The sequence below is a fragment of the uncultured Veillonella sp. genome (assembly GCF_938010505.1).
Classification (GTDB): Bacteria; Bacillota; Negativicutes; order Veillonellales; family Veillonellaceae; genus Veillonella.
Genome location: NZ_CALLVP010000073.1, coordinates 1 through 2,848, shown reverse-complemented (window position 1 = coordinate 2,848; position 2,848 = coordinate 1). Strand labels below are relative to the sequence as shown.

Below are 2,848 nucleotides of genomic sequence, written 5' to 3'. Positions count from 1 at the left end.
GGTGGATACGTAAGCAATGCAGTTGGGATAGAATCCCCTTGCTTTTGAGACTTATCCTTGTACTGTGTCATGCGCTCTAATTCGCCTACATAGCTAATAGATTGCATAACCCATCCGAGCTTAACATGCTCAGGTACTTCGGATTGTACGAACAAGGTTACCTTCTTAGGATCGAGGCCAACTGCAAGGTATAGTGCAGCTAAATTGCGAGTATTTTGGAATAACTCTTTTGGATCTTGCGGTACAGTAATCGCATGTTGGTTAACAATACAATAATAACATTCATCAGTATCTTGATAGTCTAAAAAATTACGTAAAGCCCCCAAATAATTACCAAGTGTTAACTCCCCACTTGGTTGGATGCCAGAAAATATAACTGCCATAATAGTCTCCCTATATTGAAATAAACCAACAGTGCCAAAGCACTGTTGGTTATATATATTATTCTACGGTTACAGATTTAGCCAAGTTACGTGGCTTGTCTACGTCTGCACCACGAGTAATCGCTGCGTAGTACGCCAATAATTGCAATGGTACAACCGCTAAGATTGGAGCGATGAATTTATTGGCACGAGGCACATAGATTATGTGGTCAACGTGTTTAGATAATTCTTCATCACCTTTCATACCGATGCCGATTACGCTAGCTTCACGCGCTTTTACTTCGCGGATATTGCTGATCATCTTGTCGTACACATCCTCTTGTGTAGCCAATGCGATAACAGGTACGCCTTCTTCGATAAGAGCCAAGGTACCATGTTTCAATTCACCACCAGCGTAAGCCTCAGCGTGGATGTAAGAAATTTCTTTCAATTTCAAAGCACCTTCCATCGCTACTGCGTAGTCGATAGCACGGCCCAAGAAGAATGCATCGGATTTGAAGCCATAATGCTTAGCAAAGGCTTTCATATCTTCGTCCACTTCAAAGATTTCGTGAATCAATGTAGGCAAGTTACGAATACCGCTAAGGATTTCTTCGCCTACAGCTGGATCCATTTTGCCGTTCAATTGACCAAGGTATACAGCGAACAACAAGCCTGCTACTAATTGAGTAGTGTACGCTTTTGTGGACGCTACGGAAATTTCAGGACCCGCCCATGTATAAACAGTATTATCTGCTTCACGGGAGATACTGGAACCTACAACGTTTGTAATCGCCAAGGATTTAGCGCCAAGGCGTTTAGCCTCTTTCAAAGCCGCCAATGTATCGGATGTTTCACCGGATTGGCTGATAACGATACATAATGTTTTGTCATCAGTCAACGGATTGCTGTAACGGTACTCAGATGCGATTTCCACATTTACAGGAATACGCGCCAAGCTTTCAATATATTGTTTAGTTACAAGACCTGCATGGTATGCAGTACCACAGGCAACGATAAGGATTTTGTTGAAAGCTGCTACATCATCAGCAATCCAGTTCAATTCCTCGAAGTGTACAGTTTTGCCATCTTCAGAGATGTGTGTACCGAAAGTATCGCGAACAGCCTTAGGTTGGTCATGAATTTCTTTCAACATGAAGTGTTCATAACCGCCTTTTTCAGCAGCTTCCGCATTCCAGCTTACGTGGAATACTTCTTTATCGATTGCATTACCTTCACGGTCAAATACAGATACATTATCTCGAGTCACGATAGCCAATTCACCATCGCTCAAGATGTAAATATCACGCGTATAGTTAATGATAGCTGGAATATCGGATGCAACAAAGTTTTCACCTTTACCAAGACCGATAACCAATGGGTTTTCTTTTTTCGTACAAATGATTTTGTCTGGCTCATCAGCACAGATGATTTCAAGAGCATACGCACCGTCAACACGAGCGAGCATGCGACGTACAGTATCTACGAAATCGCCATCATACATATCTGCCAATAAGTGAGCTACTACTTCAGTATCCGTTTCGGATTTGAAATGGTATCCTTTTTTGATGAGCTCCTCTTTTAAAGGCATATAATTTTCGATAATACCGTTGTGAACAACAGCAAATTTACCATCTTCAGATGCATGAGGATGGGCATTCATATCGGATGGACGACCATGAGTAGCCCAACGAGTATGACCAATACCTACAGTTCCTTCATTAGGATCTGCTTTTACAATCGCTTCAAGATTAGCTAGACGGCCAACCTTTTTTTGAATTTTAATTACATTTTCAGCACCAATAACAGCGATGCCTGCAGAGTCATAACCACGGTATTCTAATTTCGCCATACCGTCCAATAAGAAATCAGATGCTTGATTAAAGCCAATGTATCCTACGATACCGCACATAAATATATCCTCCTATAACTGGGGGCATTCTAGCCCCAGTCAACAACTAAGGCTAACTAATTAACGTTCTAATTATGTATTAATTATTTAATACAATTCATTCAGATATACTTTGTCCCCATCGTTACCGATGGGCTTTTTAATATCTGTTACGACATGAATGTGCCGGAAGAGCATCCGCTGATTATTCGATCACTCTTCACCTCGTCTACCCTAACGACTGCCTTCGCGGGTACTTGCGCTATTCGCCTTTACGAATTCGGAATTCCTTTCTGTGATATATGGCAGAATCAGTACAAAATAAAATATGTACTAAAGTGTATTATACTAAAAAAATCGATAAAAAGTAAACCACCTCAGATAATTCAAAAGGAATAAAAAAGATTGTTTCTATGCTTCACGTCCTTTTCATTGTAAGAAATTATACTTCTATCATTCTAAATTTTACACAATTAGATTTTGTTGTATTTTCAAAATGTATGTATATAATTTGGGAGATATTAATCATGAATAAAACAACGATTAAAAAGAAACATAAAAATAGAAAAAATAGTTTGTCCTATAGAAAGTTACG

The 2,848-nt window shown here is 39.7% G+C and carries 1 protein-coding gene and 1 pseudogene; both read right to left on the bottom strand.

What is annotated here, in order from left to right; genetic code table 11:
- Nucleotides 1–383: pseudogene (locus tag Q0507_RS04250) on the bottom strand (tryptophan--tRNA ligase); the annotation flags it as partial.
- Nucleotides 384–441: 58 nt separating this feature from the next.
- Nucleotides 442–2,274, bottom strand: coding sequence for a glutamine--fructose-6-phosphate transaminase (isomerizing) (gene glmS / locus Q0507_RS04245; RefSeq protein ID WP_298712902.1), 1,833 nt, complete (start codon nucleotides 2,272–2,274; stop codon nucleotides 442–444).
- Nucleotides 2,275–2,848: the final 574 nt, after the last annotated feature.

Coding starts and splice junctions, on each gene's coding strand:
- glmS (WP_298712902.1), bottom strand. CDS start 2,274: ATGTGCGGTATCGTAGGATACATTGGCTTTAATCAAGCATCTGATTTC.